This is a genomic window from uncultured Dokdonia sp., from assembly GCF_947492815.1.
GTDB lineage: Bacteria > Bacteroidota > Bacteroidia > Flavobacteriales > Flavobacteriaceae > Dokdonia.
The window spans coordinates 105,125-123,051 of the sequence record NZ_CANLOB010000002.1 but is presented as its reverse complement, the minus strand read 5'-3'; the positions used below and the strand labels follow the sequence as shown (position 1 = coordinate 123,051).

Here is a 17,927-nt window from a genome sequence, read left to right as displayed (position 1 = left end):
TCGAACTATATCAATAGTATCGAATACAACAACTAATTTTCTATCAAATGAGAAAACAATTATTTTCGTTTTTATTCGCAAGCCTTCTTTCTATTCTAGGTTATGGACAAATCACCATAGATGAGTCTTTAACTGCCCAAGAGCTTGTAGAAGATGTTTTAATAAACTCGTCTTGTGCTGAAGTTTCAAACATTGTCTCTTCTACTGGAGTTGATTTTGGAGATGTAAATGGTATTTCCTTCTTTTCTGCAAATGGATCTGACTTCCCTTTTGAGGAAGGAATTCTTTTAATGTCTGGAGATGTACAAGAAGCACCTGGACCAAATTTAACTACACAGAGTAATGGTGCATGGCCTGGAGATGCCGATTTAGAAGCAAACACAACTGCGATAAACACCAACAATGCATCATTTATAGAGTTTGACTTCACGCCGTTTATCGAGCAAATAAGTTTTGACTTTATTATGGCGTCTGAAGAGTACGATCAAAACTTTGAGTGTACATTTTCTGATGCTTTTGCTTTTATTCTTACAGATGTTACTACTGGTGATGTTCAAAACCTTGCCGTTATACCAGGCACCAACACACCTATTGAGGTAACTAACATTCGTCCAGAAGTACCTGGACAATGTGATGCTGTTAATGAAGAGTTTTTTGATAGATATAACTTTCAACCATTTAATGATGAAAATACTGCCGCTACCAACTTTAACGGACAAACAGTGGCGCTTACTGCAATGGCAGATGTAACAGCAGGGAATCCATATACTATAAAATTAGTAGTAGCAGATCAAGGAGATAGTGCTTTTGATATTGGTGTATTCTTAGAAGCTGGGAGTTTCAATATTGGAGCAACAGATTTAGGAGATGACATTTTAGTAGCTAATGGAAATGCTGCTTGTGAAGGAGATACTATTACACTGAACGCAGAAGATCCTGATGCAGTATCTTATATGTGGTTTATGGATGGTGTAGAGATTGTTGGAGAAACAAATCCAACATTAGATGTTACACTACCTGGCGTATATAGTGTTGTTGTTGCACTTAGTAATACTGATTGTGTTATTGAAGATGAGGTGCTGGTTGAATTTATTTCTGCAGATGATGTAAATCTAGGAGATGACATTACAGGTTGTGAAGGAGACACTGTTACGTTAGATACAGGATTCATAGATGGTATTGCTTCTTATGCTTGGTTCTTTAATAGTGCGGTTCTTATAGATGAAGTTGGACCTACTCTTGATGTAACACAAGCTGGAGAATATGCTGTAGTTATTACTTTCAATTCAGGATGTTCTTTTTCTGATGTTATTGAAGTTAGTTTTCAAGAAGCTCCTGTTATTGAATTAGGAGATACTATAAATAGCTGCTTAGAAAACCTTACTACACTAGACGCTACACCAACAAATATAGATCCAGCAGATGCAACATACTCTTGGACATTAAATGGAGTGGTAATCGCTGGAGAAACAAATCCAACATTAGATATTACACAACAAGGGACTTATGAAGTTACTGTTACATCTGGAGCTTGTGTAGTTACAGATTCTGTAATAGTAAATCCCCTTGCACTTCTTTTTGAATTAGGAGATGATTTCAATACTTGTTTTGAAGAAACTGTCACATTAGATGCCTCTCCAACGAATGTAGATCCTGCTGGAGCTACATATGAGTGGTCTCTTAATGGAACTATTATTGCAGGAGAAACTGCACCTATGCTTACCATAACAGAAGAAGGTACGTATGATGTTACGGTAACATTTGGAATTTGCTCAAATACAGATACAATAACCGTTACACTTGCTAACGCTGACGGAACTCCTTGTACAGAACCTGAACCATCTGAATGTACAATTGTTGATGCAGGAGTAGATTTAGAAGTAGATTGCGAAAATCCTTGTGTAGACTTAAATGCATCTATCATCACATTACCGCTTACTTCTACATCATCTTACAGAATAGAACAAATAGAATGTCCTAATCCTCCTACCGATGGAGATCCTACAAACTTAACGATGGATGATACTTGGAGTGAGGTTATAGACTTACCATTTACATTTAATTATTACCAGAATGATTACACAAGCCTTATCATAGGAGCAAATGGACAAATTTCATTTGACACTACATTAGCAGGCGGATTTAATGATTGGAATATCGATTTAGGACAAACAATTCCTAATGATGATCAAGCAACATTCCCATTTAATACAATTTATGGTGCTTTTCACGATATAGACCCTGGTGTAAATAATGATCCAGATGCTATCAACTTCTTTGTAAGTGGTGATGCACCCTACAGAACATTTGTATTAAACTTTGATATGGTTGCTCAATTTAGTTGTAATGACTTATTGACTTCGCAACAAATTGTACTTTATGAATCTTTAAATGTTATAGAAGTTAATATTATCAATAAACCTGTATGTGACACTTGGAACGATGGTTTAGCAACTTTAGCAATATCAGGTAATGACAACACTGAATTTGCAGTGCCTCCTGGAAGAAATACTGATAACTGGGAAGGTATTGACGAAAGCTGGAGATTTATACCGGACGGAGAAGTAAGTGATGATGCTGAATTTGCTTGGTTAGATGAAGATGGAAATGTAATCAGTAATGATTTAATATTTAACGTATGTCCTACCGAAACGACGACATATACAGCTACATTAACTTTTACAAACCCTGATGGAACTGTAACTACAATTTCTGACGATGTTATTGTTACTGCAAACGTAGTAGATTATAACGTTAATTTAGGAGACGATGAAGTATTCTGTGATGTTAATTCTTTCGAGATTATTCCTTCATTAACCGGAGATGTTACAGATCCTACTTTCTTATGGAGTACTGGCGAAGTAACAGAAACAATAACAGTTACTGAATCTGGAATATACACGGTAGAAGTAACGGTAGATGGGTGTGTGATGACAGATGAAGTGATGATCACTTTCTTAACTAGTCCTTGTACTATTGAAGCAGATTGTCTTGTAATAGATTTTCAAGAGGATTTTGGAACTGGAACAGAGCGTGTATCAACACCTTTCTCCTCTTATACATTTGTGCCAGCTGGTCAAGTAGATGGAGCTCAATATGCAATTATAAATTCAAATTCAACTCCTGATTTAATGAATGGAGGATGGCATCAAGACGCTGAAGACAATACTGAGGGAGATATTAATGGTAGAGCATTTTATGTAAACGGTGACACCGTAATAGATGAATTCTACAGAAGACCTATTACATTACAAGCTAATACAGACTATAATTTTGAAGCTTTTGTCTCAACAACTTATGACATAGATACCTTTATTTGCCCAGACACAGGAGATCCATCTAATGTGATCTTTAGAATTGAAGATATGGCTGGGAATACAATCTCTGAATTAGGCACTGGAGATATCCAGAATGAATCAGACTTAACATGGATTCCATTCACATTTAGTTTTAACACTGCTGGGAATACTGATGTTCAACTTGTATTAATAAATAACGCAACTGGAGTTTGTGGAAATGACTTCGCTATTGATGATATTTCGATTTCTTTTAATGGGGATACTCCAGTAATTGAAACACCAAATGACATTAACATATGTAATATACCTGTAGGAACCATTGATTTAACATCTCAAATTGATGCGATTCTTAATGGATTAGATCCTGCAGATTTCCAAATCACATTCCACAACACATTATTAGATGCTGAAGGTGGTGTGAATGAAATTGCAAGTCCAACTGCATATACAAACACAACTACTCCAGAAACAATATTTGTACGTGTAGAACGCCTAACAGATGATTCTTGTTTCAGCGTGGTAGATTTTGATCTAATTTCAATACCTCCAACATTAGATTTAGGAGCAGATCAAGTAATATGTGACGATGGATCATTTACTATTATTCCAACAACAACAGGAGATACAACAGGTATCGTATATAACTGGAGTACTGGTGAAACAACTAGTAGCATTACTGTAAATACTTCAGGTACAGTTTCTCTTACAATAACTACTGTAGGTGGATGTACTGTAACAGATGATATCACAATCAATGTTGAATCTCCAATAGGCATATCTGTAGGGGAAGATTTTACTACCTGTAGAGAATTCCCTAACACGCTTACAGCTGTAAGTGAAGATCCTAATGTAACTTATGAGTGGTTCTTAAATGGGGACATTATCACTGGTGAAACATCAAGCACATTAGATTTTGTAGTTCCTGAAACTGCTGTTGGTACTCAAGAATACTCAGTTGTTATTACATCTGCATTAGGGTGTACAAGCTCTGATACTGTTGAAGTATCATTATTTGACGTAGGAAATTGCGTGATATCTCAAGGAATATCACCAGATGATACTCCAGGATTTAATGACACATTAGACTTGGAATTCTTAGCTGCTAGATCTGGAATAGATGTTCTTCAGATTTATAATAGACTAGGTACATTGGTATACGAACAAAGTGACTACGTAAATCAATGGAGAGGTCAAACTGATAATGGAAATGATCTTCCAACAGGGACTTACTTCTATGTAATAAATCTTGAAACTGAAGATTCTGTATATGGAAGACAAGCTACTGGATGGATTTACATTAACAGAGGAGAATAAACACAGGACAGCAAATAGACTAATAGATAATATTTATTATCGCGCATAACGCATCATTTATGCAATAAATAAATTTTTAAAAATGAAAAAACTATTTTTATTAACCCTTATTACAAGCATTTTATGTGTTGATTTTGCAACAGCACAGCAAGATCCGCAGTATACACAATATATGTATAACCAAAATGTAGTTAACCCTGCATATGCTGGTTTGCAAGAAGGCCTTGCTCTGGGTTTATTGTATAGAAATCAATGGTCTGCTCTTGACGGAGCTCCTGAGACATTTACCTTCAATGCGCATGCGCCTGTAGGTGAAAGAACGGGATTAGGAATCTCTATTATTAGAGATGAACTAGGTCCTGTTAAAGAGACCAATGCGTATGTAGATTTCTCATATACAATTCCTGTAAGCAATAATTACCAATTAGCCTTTGGATTAAAAGCTGGAGCTACTTTTCACGATATTGGATTAGCCGATCTTGAATTGCAAGATCCTGGAGACCCATTCTTTTCTCAAAATGTAAGTCAAACAACTCCAAATATAGGAGCGGGTGTATTTCTATATAGCGACAACTTCTACTTTGGAGCATCTGTCCCTAATATATTAAGTTCACTTCATTTAGATGAAAATGGATTACAGTTTGGATCAGAAACAAGTCACTATTTTGTAACATCAGGTTATGTTTTTCAAGCAACAGAAAATATAAAGTTAAAACCTTCTGTTTTAGTAAAATCTGCTTTCGATGCTCCTACTTCATTTGATGTGAATTTTAACGCATTATTCCTAGAAAAATTCGAATTAGGGGTGTCTTATAGATTAGACGACTCTTTTAGTGGTATTGTAGGTTTTCAAGCCACTCCAGATTTAAGAATAGGATATGCGTATGATGCTGTTGTTTCAGAAATAAATAATGTAGCCCCATCATCACATGAAATAATACTAACCTATAATATCATCTTTAATAAGCGTGCATTACGCTCACCAAGATACTTCTAAAATAAAATACAGTACAAGATGAAGAAGTTTTACATATACATATTACTTGTTGCTACGAGTATTAATTTTGCAAATGCACAAAGCAAAGACACAAAAAAGGCAGATCAATTATTTGATAGATTAGCATACACTGAAGCTATCGAAGAATATACCAGCCTTATTGAAAAAGGAAAAGCCGATGAGTATGTCTACACGCAATTAGCACGTACCTATACAATTCTTAATGACACTAAAAAAGCAGAATCTTTTTATAAGCGTGTTGTTAAGAACAAAAAAGCAAATCCTGAAACCTTATTTGCATATGCAGAAATATTAAAGGCAAATGGAAAGTCTGGTGACTACAAAAAATGGATGAAACGCTTTGTAAAAGCAAATCCAAATGATCCTAGGGCTGCTATCTATCTAAGCAATCAAGATTACCTAGAAGAACTAGAAGATCGTGATCCATTATATACGATTACAAATGCAGGTACTATCAACACAAAATACTCTGACTTTGGATCATTTACACAAGGAAATAAAGTTTATTTCTCTTCTTCTAGAAATACAGATCGTAAAAATCATAATTTAAATGGCGAGCCATTCTTAGATATCTATTCTGCTACAACAGATGGATCTAAAATGAGTAATGTTGAATTATTAAATGGTGATGTAAATTCAAAATATCACGAAGGTACTGTAGCTATTACTCCAGATGGAAACCGCATGTTCTTTGATCGTAATAATTATTTTGAAGGTGATTTAGAAAAAGATGAAGAAGGTGTAAACCAAATTAATCTTTATACTGCAGAAAAAGTAGCTGGAGAATGGGTAAATATTGAGCCTGTCCCTTTTAATGATGATAATTATTCAACAGGACATCCAGCAATTAGTCCAGATGGAAAAACCTTATACTTCTCTAGTGATAAACCAGGAGGACAAGGAGGATCTGATCTTTATTCTGTAGAGATTAAAGCTGACAACACATATGGTGAACCTAAAAACTTAGGAAGTGGTATTAATACTATTGCTACAGAAGCTTTCCCTTTTATAGATGCAAATGGATCCTTATACTTTGCAAGTAATGGTCATTTAGGTCTTGGAGGTTTGGATGTATTTCTTGCTGAGAAAAATGGAAATTCATTTGCTACGCCTGAAAATTTAGGCCCTGGCGTAAATAGTGGAAATGATGACTTTGGTGCAAACATAGATCCAGAAAAAGGAACTGGTTATGTTTCTTCAAATAGAAAAGGTGGAAAAGGTGGAGATGACATCTATCTATTAGGGAAGTTACCTCCATGTGATGTAGATGTAACTATCACAGTAGAAGATACAGATGGTAACGGAATCTCTAAAGCCTTAGTAGAAATTATGAATGTAACGGAAGGTACTACAGATTCTGACACAGCAACGACTACTGGAAAATATTTATTTAGCTCTAAGTGTAAAAGAGATTATAAAGTAATGGCATCTGCAGATGGGTACTTACCTGCTGAAAGATCAATTAATGTCGCTAAAAACTCAGTAAATCTTGTGATTACACTTCAAAAAGAACCAACAATCACTCCTGATGAAGTGGTATTAAACCCAATTTACTTTGATTTTGATAAGTGGAATATACGTCCTGATGCCGCAGCAGAACTAGATCGTCTTGTTGCTACTATGAATAAGTATCCAGAGCTTGTAATCTCGGCAGAAAGTCATACAGACGTTCGTGGACCAGAATCATATAACCAAACACTTTCTCAGAAAAGAGCTGAATCTATGCGTGACTATGTAGTAAGCAAAGGAATAGATGCAAATCGTATTTCTGGAATCGGAAAAGGAGAAAGCGAATTAGCAGTGTCTTGTGAAGAATCTGCTTGCTCAAAAGATGATCACCAACTTAATAGACGTTGTATCTTTAAGATCGTAAAATAACAAATCATAGTTTAAACACTCACTCAATTAAAAAGGCTTTCTACTTGTAGGAAGCCTTTTTATATATGTGTATATTTAATAGTGCTCTATAAAAAAAAAGCAACTATATATTTATTTAAAAAAAATGACATTCAGAACCATTAATCTAATACTAGTAGCCTGCCTTATTAGCATTGGCTGTAAAAAGGATATAGAACAAACTGAAAATACTCTTAAAATGGAAAGTCCTGACAATACATCTATATCATTACTTGACAATGTTAAGTTAGCGATAAATCCTACATTTGAAGACTGGGTGTTATTTGAAAACGGAACTTATATTATTTTTGACGAAACCAATAGTGTAGAAAATATAGAAGTTGAAGCTATAAAATTAATAAAAGAATTTGGACCCGTTAGCACTGGAGGATCTGCAGGAGACTTTAACGTCATATCACTCAATAGAACCAAAGGCTAGATTGTATCTGGGCATGGATACGGCATCTACACCTATGTACATCCTAACGAATTAGATACCGATTCTCCAAATGATATTACCATTGGATTATTTGGACGCTCAAAACGAGATAAAGATGGAAATAACCCTACAATCATTCATATAAACAAAAGCAATTAATTATAATACTAAAGAATATACCATGTAAAGTCCCCTAAGTTTGCTTTCGCGAAAGCGTATAAAGAAACATCCAATTAGCATTAAAAATTAGTAGGCATAAAAAAATCCCGATACGTACGAGTATCGGGATTTTGAATTTTAGTATACTATTTACTTACTGTGCGTTGATTTGAATCTCATCAAGTTCATAAGTTCCATCAAAATCTCCAGTTCCGCTTCCTATGTATCTAAAAGCGATATAACCGCTTCCTTCAATACAAGAAAGATCTACTATTCCAGAATCGATCCAATCTCCAAAGAAATCTGCATCGTCTACAATCACACCTGCAGGAATTGCATCCCATGTTGCAGAAGGAATGTTTTCTGCTACACCATCCCAATCACTTGAAAAGAGCAATTCTAACGTACTTCCATCAGAGAAGCTATTAGATGTCATAAACTGAAGCGTTTCTCCATCCTGAGCATCTAAATCAAGCTGAGGCGTCACTAACCAAGCAATGGTAGAAGCGTCACCAGACATGAAAGATCCAACTCTAGCAGAAATACCTAAAGAAGCATTTTGACCTGTACTAGAAAAAGCTTCCCAAGTTTCTGTTCCTTCTTGTTGGAAGTTTGTCCATCCGTTTCCAGAAATAGGTTGATTGGTATTTTGAGTTTCAAAGAAATCTTCAAATAATACGGTTGCTCCTGCACTAGAAGCTACACCACAATCAATCTCTACCGGATCACAACGATCTTCTTGACTAAAGTCTATACTTGAAGGATCATTTACAACTACATTAAAGGTATCTCCAAAAAAGTTTCTTGTTAAGATTCCATCTACTGTTCCTCTTCCTGCTGGTAAAGACAATGCTTTAAAATCTGCAAATGTACTTGTACTGAAGATTGCTGTTTGCCCAGTTGAACAACTAAATAATGTACGTTCTCCATCAAATTGATCTAACTCCTCTGCCGCATAAGTCAGTGATTGGTCTACCACTTCTTCTTTGATAAATTGCATATCAACAAGACGGATATATACATTTTCTAAATCTTCACTAAAATCACTAATAGAAACTTCTACAGGAACAATTTCTGCAACTTCAGAACTCCTTACGATAATTTCATCTTGAAGTGTTGCTGGAATTTTTATAGCTTCATTATTAACTCCTAAAAGAGACATGGTAAGTACTCCATTTGATTCTCCTGCTGTTAATCTATCTAGTCTAATAAATACTTTTCTTCCAAATTCGTAAGTTGTAAATAATGGATTTACATCTATAAGAACTCTAATTGCTGTTGTAGGATTTTCTGGGCTATCCTGAATGATAAACTCTTCAAAAAAGTTTCCAGCTTCGTCACTAGAAATTACGTATCCTTCTACGTATTGACCTGGTGTTTCGAAAGTAACAGGCCCTCCTTCTTGAGCTACTAAACTTGCAATAGTACTTAAAGCTACAAGTTGTCCATCAATTCCTGTTACTTCATTGTCTAATGCTGGCACAGAAAAATCATCATCTTGTATACAAGACACTAGTAAAACTACCGCTACTAGCATTGTAAATATTTGTGTTATTTTAATTGTTTTCATAATCGTATATAATTCTATAATTTCTTGATATTTTAATTAAAAGCGAACGTAAAAGTTTACGTAGTATGTAGTTCCGTTTCCGAAAAAGAATCTTGGTCCAAATACAGGCCCATTTTCTCTTGCTTGGTCATCACGTACATTTCTAAAGGTAGCATTACGTGATTGCTCAAAACCTCCTGTTACATACTCCTGATCTAATACATTATTTATAGTTGCAAAAAACCCTAAGAAGTAATCATTTACTCTCCATGATTTCCCACCTACAATATTTACTAAGAAGTAATCATCAAACTGTTGTTGTTGCAATAAACCTCTCGCAACATTTGAATCAAAATCGTTAATAGGTAATCCATCACCATCTGTAACAAAATTTGCAGAACGTGCTAGATTACTTACATCAATATAAGCATTAGAAAAATAATTAGTTGTCACTCCAATATTCCAAAAGTCTGGATCTCTATATTCGAATCCAAGTTGGAAAGCTCTTTCAGGACCACCAGCTACATGCAAATCTTCTAAATTTGTTGTTCCATCACCAAAACGCAATGCTCCATCAAAGTCATCACTACGTAAATATAAGTTAGGATTATTCGTAAACGTATACTGTCCTATACTTGCTGCCGCTTTTAACTTAAGAGTTGGCAACACTTGCGCCTCAAGACCAAGTTCTATACCCATATTACGCCTTCCTACATTGGTAAGGACCTCTTGCACAAAAGCATCTCCATCATCTCCTAAACCTCCAAGATCTTCTGTAAAATAGAATCCAATCTCTGTTCCTTTTTCAAATCCTGTATAGTATCCAGTAAGTCTTCCTTTTACAAGAGGGGATCTAAAAATATAACTCACATCTACAGATTGTATTTGCTCACTTTCTAATCCTTCTACTACTTCATTATTTTGACGTGCATTTACAAAAGAATTACGTATCGTTGGTGCATTTGTATAATACCCTCCATTTACATCTATGACGTGACGTCCTGTAATTTTATACGTAAATCCTCCTTTTAATCCTCCTGTAGTAAAATCTAACTTCTCACTATTTCCAAAAGAACCTACAGAACCTTCTACATTTTGGAAGTTTCCATTTTCAAATAAACCATTACGTTGGTAGGTTGTTTGTGTAACTGTCCCTCCTACATAAAAATCTACTTTGTTATATTTAAATTGCGCTTGCGCGAAAGCAGATACAACATCTGCATCTATTTCATAATTATATTTGTAACGATCTCCCTCTCCTACAATTCGATTAGGGTTACGCACATCACTTTGTGCACTAGCCGTAGAGATAATTCCTGATGAATCTCCAGACTCTGCTTCGGTAAAGTTATCAATATCTAAATATCCTGTAGCTCCTAGTAAGTCTTCTACTTCTGCATAGTTTTCACTACTCAAGTTACGATAGCTTACATTACCATTAAGAGTAATATTATCTGTAAGTGCACTATTTACGATAATGTTTGCACTTAGTTGATTGTCTTCTATAACGTCATTTTGAACTACATACAGTGCATTTCTTCCTTGCTCTCTTAATGTAGCATTACTTTCGTATAGAAAATTCCAATCAAACTGACCATCATTTACAAAATCTTGCTGTGCTAAAAATGCATTTTGGAAATCACTAGGCGAAGGGTTTGCATCTTGTAAAAAGAAACTTGGCAGTAATTGGTAATAATCTGGTGAAGGGTTACGAGCTCCTCCAGCAAAAAATTGTTGTCCATTAGATTCAACAAGTGTTGTTCCGTTATTATCGATTCTACTATTCTTGATCGTACCTGTTTGGTATCCAAGGTTCGTATTTATGGTTGTTTTTTCAGAAATATTCCATGTATGATTTAACATCAAAATAGGCTCTTCTATTTCTCTGATACGTGTATTACGTATTTGACCATTCTGATATCCCCAAAAAGGATTGTACTGTCTTCCTTTAAGATTAAAAATCTCTTGCGTAAGCGCCGTACTACGCCCTCTTCTATTAGGTGTATAAATAGACGTAAAGTTAAGACTATGCTGATCGTTAAATTTCTTTTCTACAGAAGCAAAAAACGAATTTGCATCATATAATGTACCATCTATATATCCTTCATTTCCAAAACGTCTTGAAGCCAGTACTGTATATGCCCAGCCGTCTGCCTGTAATCCAGAACTATAACTTGCCATTACTCTTCCTGTATACGAACGATTTGCCGCTGCATAAGAAATACGACCTCCTTTACGATATTGAGAAGCTCTCATATCAATATTGGTTGTTCCGGCTAATCCTCCAAAAGAGTATTCATTTGCAGAAAGTCCTTGTGTAAACTCACGATTACGCTGTGCATCATTAAGACCTCCCCAATTTCCCCATTGTGGACGACCATTGAACTGCTTGTTCATTTCAACACCATTGATCAATAATTTACCATTAGCATTATCAAGTCCTCTTGGTCTGAAAAAAGTAGCACTCCAATCAAAGGCTGCCGCACTTAAATACGTATCACGTCCCGCAGAGAGCAATCCCGATACATTCAAACCTCCTATATCATCATCTTCTCCATTAAGATCATTATCAGATAATGAGATAAGTCCGTTTAACTCTTCTTCTTTTTTAACATCTACCTCAAGAGTTACCTCTGCTAAGTCTAGTGTTTGTCCTTCATTAATAACCACAGGAAAACGTCTAGTAACGTATCCATTTTTTGAGATCGAAAGAATTTGATCTCCAACTGGAACTTGTGTTAAAACAAATGCTCCATTTTCATCTGTCTGCATTGTTTGACTCGTACCTTCTACAAAAACAGTAGCGCCAGCTATGTTTTCTGCGGTAATTCTGTCAATTACTGTTCCTTTTACAGATGTTTGAGCAATCACTGGTAGCATCGCAAAAACTAGTAAAAGTTTAAAAATAATGTACTTCATAAATTAGTTTAGTTAACATCAGGTTTCCTTCGTTAAGAAACCATTACATTTGCCGCGCAAAAGTACTCATTTTCGTGGGAATCATTACCTTTGGCACGAGATATGTTTATCTCTTTACAGAAAATTAATACAAACATCACATGTACTTAAAAAAGTATCTATCTATTGTTTTTATCGCATCGTTCGCTTTCGCGAAAGCGCAAGATCAAAAAACATACAAGCCCCACACTATTGCATTCTACAATGTTGAAAATCTGTTTGATACAGAAAATGACCCCATTACATTTGATGATGACCGTACACCCGACGGAAAAGACCATTGGACAGAAGCCATTTATGCAGACAAAGTGCAGAAGATGGCAAAGGTTATTTCAGAAATAGGCCTAGACGTTACTAAGAATGCTCCTGCCCTCATTGGATTAGCAGAAGTTGAAAACAGAAAAACAGTCGAAGACCTTGCAAATGATCCTCAGTTATTAGATAAAGATTATGGAATTGCACATTTTGACTCTCCAGATAGAAGAGGGATTGATGTAGCTCTCATGTATCAAAAAGCATTATTTACTCCTACAGATATCAGTAAGCACGAGCTTATTATTTATGACAATGAAGATCCCACAAAACGTAGATTTACAAGAGATCAATTATTAGTCTCTGGTTTATTAGATGGTGATATGATTCATATTATTGTAAACCACTGGCCATCACGTTCTGGAGGAGAAGCACGTAGTCGTAAAAAACGTATGGCAGCGGCAGCACTCAATAAAAAACTTATTGATAGTCTACAAAGCAATGACCCATATGCGAAGATCATTACCATGGGAGATCTTAATGATGACCCAACAAGTCCAAGTGTCAAAAAGGTATTAAAAGCACAAGGAAATAAAGACAAGGTAAAAGATAAAATGATCTACAATCCAATGGAACCTATGTTCAAAAAAGGAATAGGCACCTTAGCATATAGAGATGGATGGAATCTTTTTGATCAAATTTTAGTTACAGAACCACTACTTCGCAAAGATTATAGCTCTTACAGATATTTTAAAGTAGGCATTTATAACAAAAACTACTTAAGCAATCCTAAAGGACGTTATAAAGGGTATCCATATCGTAGTTTTGCCAATGGTGGATATACAGGAGGATATAGTGATCATTTCCCAGTATATATCATTTTAATTAAAGAAGTCACTACAAAATAAGTATAGTGCTTTAGGCTCTTACCTACCGACAGGCTGGTTTGCAAAAGCGTATACCAAAAATAAAAAAGGGAAGATGTTATATCTTCCCTTTTTCAATATATCATATTTTCTATCTTTTAAAACCATTGATTCCAAGGAATCATGGCCAGTACTGCAATAAGTGCTAGTGTATAAAAAATAGCTAGTTTCTTAAATTTAGGTGTTGATAAACGTTGTTTTTTATGTTTAGAATATCCGATAGTTACCAGTACAATAGCAATAATCATTAATGTAGGGTGTTCTACTGCTAGTTTACGAGCAGCACTGGATAATCCCCCCATACCATTTGTTGTAATTGCATTCAACCCATTAGGGGATACAAAAAACAATACTAAACCTATTAGTAACTGAAGGTGCATCGTGATTAATGTAAAAAGCGCCAAACGCATATCTTTTGCACCATATTCTTTTTTACCAAAGAACTTAGCTAATGAGTTGATAGTAGTGATCACTAATATGGCAAGTACTAAATAAGCCCATATAGAGTGTACAAATTGAATCGTAGAATACATAATAGTATGTGTTTAAATAATTACTACTCAAAGATAGGGCATTTTAAAGCAAAAAACCGACACTAATTACAGTGTCGGTTTTTAAGTTTTCGCTTTCGCGAAAATATATAATAGCTATAAGATTAGTTAAAGATATAACGTACTCCTATTTGTGCTTGCCATCTTGAAGACTGAAGACCGAAATCATCTATCTGCTCAACATCGTTTCCTGTTACATTTCCTGCTTCATCAAAATCTAAAAAGCTAGTAATGAAGTTAAACTCAGGTGTTGCATCTGAAGTAGATACTGTTCTAAGTGGACTTACACTTCCTCCTACAAATTTACGCACCCCCCAATCTTTATTGATTAAGTTAGTAAAGTTGAAAATATCAAAAGATAATTGTAATGTATGCTTCTTATCTCCAGACTTGAAGTAGATGTCTTGTAATAATCTTAAATCAACAATATGATTCCAAGGACCTCTAGCTCCGTTACGCTCTGCATACTGACCTCTACGAGTTCTTAAGTAATCATCATTTTCGATAAATGTGTTAAATAATTCCCACTGACGTGCAGCACTTAGAACTACATCACCATCACCGTTTGTGATAGGAGCAAATATAATCTCACTTGCATTTGCAGGTACATAAATTAATGCATTATCACGAGAATCATCATTAAGAAGATCACGTCCTCCACCATCTTGGTATGTAAAACTATATGGAGTAGATTGTGCTCCTTCGTAGAAAAGACCTAGTAAAGTCTTCCCTCCGAAATCTCCACCGTACTCAATCTCATAAGATACGTTTGCAGAAATACGACTTCCTAATGCAAAATCAGAACGTGAAGCTCCAGGATTTGCATTTTTACCATTTACAGTTTGAAGGTTTCTCCACTGAGAACTGTTTTGTGATGATGTACCATCAAAAACTTTATTAGACTCTCCATATGCATATGAAATCTGCCCTTGGAAACCGTTCTGTAATGGTTTTCTAAGTGTAAATGATGCATTTGTTGCATTACCTTCACTTGTATTAGAAAGTAAGATAATACGTCCATATGTATCATCTATTTCATCTCCTCTATTATAGAAAGGACGGTTATCTGCACCTAAATAATTACCTACAGCATCTTTTAAGTTTAAGTTTTCGTAAAATACATCTTGTAATACATCTGTATAAGAGAAATCAACAGAAGCAATAAGGTTCCAGAAAGGAAGTTTCTGATCAATAGCAATGTTATATTTAGCAACTTGTGGTAATTTAAAATCTCTAGCAATAAGATCAATATTACCTCCTAAACCTCCTGATCCAGGAGCAACATCTGTAAACTGCTGGTTTACATCTGGATTAAATGCTGGTGGTGGATCTCCAAAGAATCCACTTCTAAATGTAAACCCTCCAGTTACACCATTGTTGTTATACGTTCCTCCAGGCCATACTAATGGTAATCTAGATGTAAATACACCTACACCACCACGTACTTGTGTTGTATTGTTATCAAATACATCCCAGTTAAAGCCAACACGAGGAGCAATCATTGCAGGACCATTCAATCCTTGACCTACTCTAGCACCTTGAAGATCTTTCCCTTCTGCTTCTAATAACCCAACAGTTCTTGTGTTGAAATCATCATTTACAGGTCCATCTTCGTAGTATGGTAAATCAACACGGATACCTCCTGTTAATTTAAAGTTGTCTGCAACTTGTACTTCATCTTGTACATAGAATCCAGCTTGGAATGTAGAGAAATCTGCAGATCCAGCTGACTCATCTCCAACAGTACCATCTCCTACTAAAGAATATCCATGCTGGTACTCAATAGGTAATGCAGGGTTTACTGGGTCTGCACTATTTAAGAAATCTGTTAAGTCATTAAATTCATAAGAACCAAAGTTAAATGCAAAGAATAAGTTCTTAGCAGAAGCCCACTCTAAGTTAGTTCCCAACGTTACTGTGTGACGTCCAGAGAAGATCTCAAAGTTGTTATTTATCGTAAAGATATCCTGATCTAATAAGTTTGCTGTAGAGAATGGCTCTGCTCCAAAGTTAATTGAACCTGCACCATCATTAATTTGAACTGTTGGAAATGGATTTCCATCAGGGTCACGATCATCACGTACAGCTGTATATCCTATTTTAAGGTTGTTTGCATATTTTGGTCCTAATGTAGCACTCCACTCAAAAGCTCCAGAATAGGTGTTTGTTTCAAAGAACTCAGATCCATTAAGAAATCCTATCCCTCTATTTCCAGAGTTACGTGCTTCAAGATTTTCAGCTTGTACAACTCCTAGACGTAAATATAATTTGTGGTTTTGACCTGCATTTAAGTCAAAACGCAAATTTAATTTATCACTATCTAATGTTCTTGTATTTGCATTAAATACACCTGGATCATATCCATACTGATTCTGAAGGAATCCTGTTAATGCATTCACATTATTATCAAAAGTTGCCTGATCAAAAATAGTTTGTCCTGGGTTATTAGGATCTGCAATTTGACCTATATCTCCTTGGTAGTTACTACTAGTAAAAGGTTGTGGCGTCTCTTCTTCTTGACGCTCATAATTTGCAAATACAAATAATTTGTCCTTAATAATAGGACCTCCAACACGGAAACCGTATAATAAGGCAGAAAATTCATCTAATTTTTCACGAGAATCACCTTCATTTACAAGATCTGTAGGTGTTTTTCCTGCTAAACTCTCATCTCTATATAATCCATATACAGAACCCTCCCAATTATTAGAACCAGAACGCGTTACTGCGTTTATAGATCCTCCTGAGAATCCTGATTGACGTACATCAAAAGGAGCTAAGTTAATTTGGAAAGACTCAATAGCATCTATTGAAAAAGGATTTACTCCTGTTTGTCCTCCATTGGTTCCTGATCCCGCAAGACCAAATACATCGTTGTTTACAGCACCGTCAATATAAACAGCGTTATAACGGTTATTTTGCCCTCCTAAAGAGATAGAAAAACCATCATTTCCTTCTGTAAGTTGTGCAGATGGTGTTACACGCGCAAAATCTGCTACAGATCTAGATACTGTAGGAAGACTGTTAATCTCTTTTTGAGATATTGACGTTTCAGAACCTGTTTTATTACTGTTAAAAACACTGTTGTTTTGGCCAGTAATAATAATTTCATCAAGCGCATTGGCAGATTCTGCCATCGTAGTACTAATACGTTTAGACTCTCCTAAGGAAAGAACAAACCCATTATTTGTAAAATCTTCAAAACCAACATAAGAGATCGTTAGGTTGTATGGCCCTCCAGATTTCATGTTAGTAATACGGTAAAAACCGTCAAAGTCTGTAACAGCTCCATAAACAGAACCTGTTGGAACGTGAGTAGCAACAATGTTAGCCCCTGGTAATGGACCTCCATTATTGTCTAATACTCGACCGTTAATTGAACTTGTAGTTACCCCTTGTGCAAATGACATCGCTGTCATAAAGAAAAGAGCAATTACAGATAAAAGTGTAATTTTCTTCATAATGAATTGATTGAATTAAGCAACGCAAAATTAACCAATTCTTCTATCTGTTAAGATTATCACAACGTTAATTAATTAACACTATTGCTATTTTTATAAACATAA

At 35.3% G+C, this 17,927-nt stretch carries 9 protein-coding genes; 5 read left to right on the top strand and 4 right to left on the bottom strand.

Going from position 1 to position 17,927, the window contains the following annotated elements; all coding sequences use genetic code 11:
* Nucleotides 1-47 precede the first annotated feature (47 nt).
* From Q1A01_RS03205 to Q1A01_RS03190, 4 genes are all read left to right on the top strand, one after another.
* The gene (locus tag Q1A01_RS03205) at nt 48-4,613 is read left to right on the top strand and encodes a choice-of-anchor L domain-containing protein (RefSeq protein WP_299675885.1); all 4,566 of its coding nucleotides are present in this window, start codon (nt 48-50) and stop codon (nt 4,611-4,613) included.
* 82 nt (nt 4,614-4,695) lie between these two features.
* Nucleotides 4,696-5,610 carry a type IX secretion system membrane protein PorP/SprF gene (locus Q1A01_RS03200; RefSeq protein WP_089369924.1) on the top strand — a complete coding sequence of 305 codons (915 nt, stop codon included), beginning with the start codon at nt 4,696-4,698 and terminating at the stop codon, nt 5,608-5,610.
* 18 nt (nt 5,611-5,628) lie between these two features.
* Nucleotides 5,629-7,509, top strand: coding sequence for an OmpA family protein (locus Q1A01_RS03195; protein WP_299675877.1), 1,881 nt, complete (start codon nt 5,629-5,631; stop codon nt 7,507-7,509).
* 124 nt (nt 7,510-7,633) lie between these two features.
* Nucleotides 7,634-7,966 (top strand): hypothetical protein, encoded by a 333-nt coding sequence (locus Q1A01_RS03190; protein WP_299675874.1) that lies wholly within the window; start codon nt 7,634-7,636, stop codon nt 7,964-7,966.
* Between the two features lie 313 nt (nt 7,967-8,279).
* Here the strand turns inward: Q1A01_RS03190 and Q1A01_RS03185 are convergent, their stop codons facing one another.
* Together Q1A01_RS03185 and Q1A01_RS03180 are read right to left on the bottom strand one after the other, a co-directional pair.
* Nucleotides 8,280-9,695, bottom strand: a complete 1,416-nt coding sequence (locus Q1A01_RS03185) for a DUF5689 domain-containing protein (protein ID WP_299675871.1) — start codon at nt 9,693-9,695, stop codon at nt 8,280-8,282.
* A 36-nt stretch (nt 9,696-9,731) separates the two neighbouring features.
* Nucleotides 9,732-12,593, bottom strand: coding sequence for a TonB-dependent receptor (locus Q1A01_RS03180; protein WP_299675868.1), 2,862 nt, complete (start codon nt 12,591-12,593; stop codon nt 9,732-9,734).
* 140 nt (nt 12,594-12,733) lie between these two features.
* Here Q1A01_RS03180 and Q1A01_RS03175 point away from each other — a divergent pair, with 140 nt between their 5' ends.
* Nucleotides 12,734-13,792 carry an endonuclease/exonuclease/phosphatase family protein gene (locus Q1A01_RS03175; RefSeq protein WP_299675865.1) on the top strand — a complete coding sequence of 353 codons (1,059 nt, stop codon included), beginning with the start codon at nt 12,734-12,736 and terminating at the stop codon, nt 13,790-13,792.
* Nucleotides 13,793-13,908: 116 nt separating this feature from the next.
* Here the strand turns inward: Q1A01_RS03175 and Q1A01_RS03170 are convergent, their stop codons facing one another.
* Both Q1A01_RS03170 and Q1A01_RS03165 read right to left on the bottom strand, forming a co-directional pair.
* Nucleotides 13,909-14,343, bottom strand: a complete 435-nt coding sequence (locus tag Q1A01_RS03170) for a hypothetical protein (RefSeq protein WP_299675862.1) — start codon at nt 14,341-14,343, stop codon at nt 13,909-13,911.
* A gap of 122 nt (nt 14,344-14,465) precedes the next feature.
* The gene (locus Q1A01_RS03165; protein WP_299675859.1) at nt 14,466-17,822 is read right to left on the bottom strand and encodes a TonB-dependent receptor; all 3,357 of its coding nucleotides are present in this window, start codon (nt 17,820-17,822) and stop codon (nt 14,466-14,468) included.
* Between the last annotated feature and the right edge of the window lie 105 nt (nt 17,823-17,927).